Below are 3,907 nucleotides of genomic sequence, written 5' to 3' on the forward strand. Positions count from 1 at the left end.
CTCTTGGATAGCCTGCTTAAGCGCTTGGGGCTCTCCTTGATAAGGATGAACGGAACCAAAGGTATGGTTGCCTTCCGCAATTCGGATCCACTGGATGGCTGGATTTTGCTCGATCAACTGCTTAGAGCCTCGAATCAGCCTCTCACCATCCTCGATCCCTTGAATTAACGCAATTGGGAACGTTGCACTGCTGATTCTGCCCATAATATTGAATCTCTCGCTATTGCTTTCCATGTCTTCAAGGATCTCCAGATCCAAAGGCATATTTTGCTTCGTACGACCGTTTAATGTATACGATCTTCCTACTGAGCGCATCTCTGTTTTATTTTCCTCTGTCAACAGATCGACATTCGAAATGCCATTCCAGCTGATGACACCTGCCATTTGATCGGGATGATCGAGCGCATAGATCAGACAYACCCCCGCCCCTCTACTATGGCCCATAAGCAAGATTGGACTATCCCCAGTACCAGCAAACTTTCTATTTCGCCGAATTTCCTTCACAACTGCATCCAAATCTTCAAGATCCCTGGAATAGGTATCGCGGGCGAACTTCTCAAGCTCTGTAAACTCAAGCAGGTCCTCTCCAACGCCATTGTGAGAGAAATTGATTGCCATCACATTTACGTTCATCGCCAATGATTGCGCCACGTGCGGGAACATCCCCCAGTTTTTAAATCCTTTGTATCCATGGCAAATAACAATCGTCCCCAGAGCCGGTTGTGACGCCGCTTCATAGAAATCCCCTCTGACAACACGATTCTCTGCTATATGTAGCTCAAATGCTTTACCTTCACTTGGTTGCATAAGTTAACCTCCCTTTCCTAAGTACTGCTATATTTTAACACAAATGCAATTCAGACAGCAGATGACGATGAATTGTTCATAAATTTATGGCAATTAGTAAAAACTTGACTATGGCGTTTCATCCTGCCTTTCAAATGTGAATCGCTACTAAAATCAAATCAGGAGGAAGCTTACCTATGCATCATACCCGAGCAACTCGCTTGCTCCGAACGATGATCTGCACCCTGTTGCTTTCTGTAATGTCCGTTAGTTCGTTGTGTCCATTCGGCCATTCCTATGGTCAAGCACTCAGCAATCGAGAAACGACGAGAACGAATATTTTTCAGTTGGTTGTCCAAGCATCACCTCATGCCGCTTATCGATCAGAATCCTCTTTTGAAAATAAAAAATTACAGCGAGAGCTTGAGCAATTAAAATCAGGCGCTTCGTATACCGAAGCAATACTGCCGGATGCCACCCTCATTTATCATAAAAAAGGGCAGACGCTGCACTACGGCGTCACTGCAAACGGGGAATTGGTTGATCCCATGACCAAATCCATTTATGCAATGTCGACGGACGTGCAAGATGYGCTTCGTACACAGGTTCAAGCACTTAGAGCCCAGCACTATGGCGAAATCCTGACTTGGGAAGACGCAAGCGTGGTCATCCCTAAATATAGTAAATTCACGATTACCGACGTAGAAAGCGGTCTTAGCTTTGAAGGACAGCGCCGCGCAGGCTCGAGCCATGCGGATGTCCAGCCGCTGACGAAGACCGACTCTGCGACGCTCAAAACCATTTATGGCGGCGCCTGGAGCTGGGACCGCAAAGCGGTCCTCGTGAAGTTTAACGGCCGCACGTTGGCTGGCTCCATGCACGGCATGCCGCATGGTGGAGACGGCATTCCCGGAAATGACTTCGACGGTCATTTCTGTATTCACTTCCTCGGGAGCGTGACGCACGGCTCCCGCTCCTCGGATCCGGCGCACCAGGTCATGGTGCACCGGGCAGCAGGCTTGCTGACGTCGTACATCAGCAAGCTTTCGCCTTGGGCGCTGATCGACGTCTGGATCAGCGGCGCCAACCAAGGTGACCTGCAGCTGCTGCAGGTCACCACAGGGCAAGAACAGGCGGTGCATGTGCGAAGCATGCGCCGCCTGTCCAAGTTCCCGGAGCGGGACGTGTCCCAGCTCCTTGAGCTTGAGGCTGCGGTCGACGTTACGGTTACACCGGCACGTGCTTCCGCGCCTGCCCACAGGCGTGTGCTCTTTCGGCTCGAAAGAGCATCATTTGATTCGCGCTGGTATATTCGCAGCGCAGTCATGCAATGACAAAAAGCCCGTTAGCTCTCTCATGAATAGAGAGTTAACGGGCTTTAAATTTACTGCTGCGGCTGACCAGAAGCTTTGCGTAGCTCATTCGCTAAGCGATTGAATTCCGCTCGAGCTGGAAGCGAAGTTGTGGCCTCAAAGCCAGCAGACAGAAAAGGGATGATTACATTGGCATCCTGCGCTGTGAGTGGATAAGCCACTGGCGTCAGCGTGTTCCACCAGCCCTCACTGCCGTATGACTCGTCATGATCGATTTGGATGCCATTCTCTGAGACATCATTCAAATATTGATAAATGTTAATGAAAGTTGATTTATTACCGCCGCTCCATGCGTAGGTCTGCCAAAACCGTGAGCAGGCACCTGCCTTCTTGACGGCCTCCATAACCGCATACGATCCGTATACCCCAGTGGTATACTCCGGAGTCGCTTCACTTGCCGCTTGGATGTATGCAACTACCGTAGCCATTTGAGCGCTTGTCGCGTCAAAATCGACGGCAAAATATATACAGCTTCCTACGGGCTGTCCCAACTGATGAGCCACTTGTACCGCGGTGGCGCCGTCAGCCAATCCTGCACTTCTGCCGCCGAGAGCCCGATTTGCCGTAGTTTCGAAAACAGATACGATCTCCAAACCTGCTTGGCTAATCCGTTCCGCTTCACTTTTCGTTAAAGCCTTATACCCGCTCGGGACGAGATATCTGGCCACAAACGAGTAGCCATCTTTGACGAAAGCAGCGGCGGTTTGCGCCGTTAAAGGCGTTGAACAATCAAAACCTTTGGTCACTTTCTATCACCTAATTTCTACTAGTTTGTTACATCATATGCTCGTAGACACTAGATTGCTACACATCAAATGAGTAGGTTATTAAAGGAAAGCAACAAAAAGGCTCCTACCAATGAAGGTAAAAGCCTTTTTGTTAAGACTCTACTTTTTTTACTGTTCCGAATCGTTTGGCGTTTCTAGCACGTGCACGCTCGATTTCGATTTCTCGATCTCGCGGCTCTGCATTGGTGACGAGTGAATCCAGCATTTGACGCGCAGCCAGCGCCACCTCATTGACCGCTCGGTTGAAAGCTTCCTCATTGGCCTTGGATGGCGCAGTGAAACCCGAAATTTTTCTAACGAATTGTAGGGACGCTGCCTGAATCTCAGCATCAGTAGCTACTGGGTTGAAGTTAAAAAGCGGCTTAATATTCGGCATCAACAGCAAATTGCGGAGAAATGCCAAGAACAATCTTTTTGAGCTCAAACTCATCTTCATTTAAAGTTCCCAAATAACCTGGCGGAGCGGGCGCCTGATCATACTTCCCTGTCAAAGAATTAAAAATACCTTTATTATAAATCGCATTATCCATATTCGCGTAGGTTTCAGTCTTCCCCTCTACATTGACACGATAAAATTGCTTCTGATCTGTAATGAAATAATATCCATCATGTGTAATTGCGGTATTTATTTGATCCAAATTTAACGTAGCAACTACATGTGATCCTACCCCAGGATTAATTTCTTTTATTTGTTTGCTCTCGCGATCAAGAACATACAAGATCCCATTCTTAATAAGTGGAACAAGGTGATGCATGCGATCTCCCTCGACACTCATGTAGGATGAGAGCCTCTCCCCCTCATGAGCCGTGCACAGGATATTTTTGAAAGAGTTGCTTATCATATACGTTTGTCCGTCATTTAAAGGCTGAATAAAGTCCGTCTCCGTATCTAATTGTCCACTCGTATCGAACGCAATCATTTTCACGCTAGGCGATACTTGATAAAAAACGGCCATTTTG

General features: G+C 48.0%; 4 protein-coding genes and 1 pseudogene. 1 reads left to right on the forward strand and 4 read right to left on the reverse strand.

Translation table 11 applies throughout. The annotated features are described in order from the left end of the window. Positions 1 to 807, reverse strand: an 807-nt coding sequence (locus AC1DUA_RS30360; RefSeq protein WP_477503288.1) for an alpha/beta hydrolase family protein, incomplete at its 3' end; no start/stop codon positions are given. 176 nt (positions 808 to 983) lie between these two features. Here AC1DUA_RS30360 and AC1DUA_RS30365 point away from each other — a divergent pair. After that, positions 984 to 2,120 (forward strand): hypothetical protein, encoded by a 1,137-nt coding sequence (locus AC1DUA_RS30365; protein ID WP_477503289.1) that lies wholly within the window; start codon positions 984 to 986, stop codon positions 2,118 to 2,120. 50 nt (positions 2,121 to 2,170) lie between these two features. Here the strand turns inward: AC1DUA_RS30365 and AC1DUA_RS30370 are convergent, their stop codons facing one another. The 3 genes and pseudogenes from AC1DUA_RS30370 to AC1DUA_RS30380 all read right to left on the reverse strand — a co-directional run. Next, positions 2,171 to 2,905, reverse strand: a complete 735-nt coding sequence (locus AC1DUA_RS30370; protein ID WP_477503290.1) for a DUF1906 domain-containing protein — start codon at positions 2,903 to 2,905, stop codon at positions 2,171 to 2,173. Between the two features lie 133 nt (positions 2,906 to 3,038). Then, on the reverse strand, positions 3,039 to 3,326 hold the full coding sequence (locus AC1DUA_RS30375; protein ID WP_477503291.1) for a DUF2277 domain-containing protein: 288 nt from the start codon (positions 3,324 to 3,326) through the stop codon (positions 3,039 to 3,041). Then, positions 3,310 to 3,907, reverse strand: a pseudogene (locus AC1DUA_RS30380) (hypothetical protein); the annotation flags it as partial. The pseudogene AC1DUA_RS30380 and the gene AC1DUA_RS30375, both read right to left, overlap by 17 nt.

Source organism: Paenibacillus sp. 01T422 (assembly GCF_056398785.1).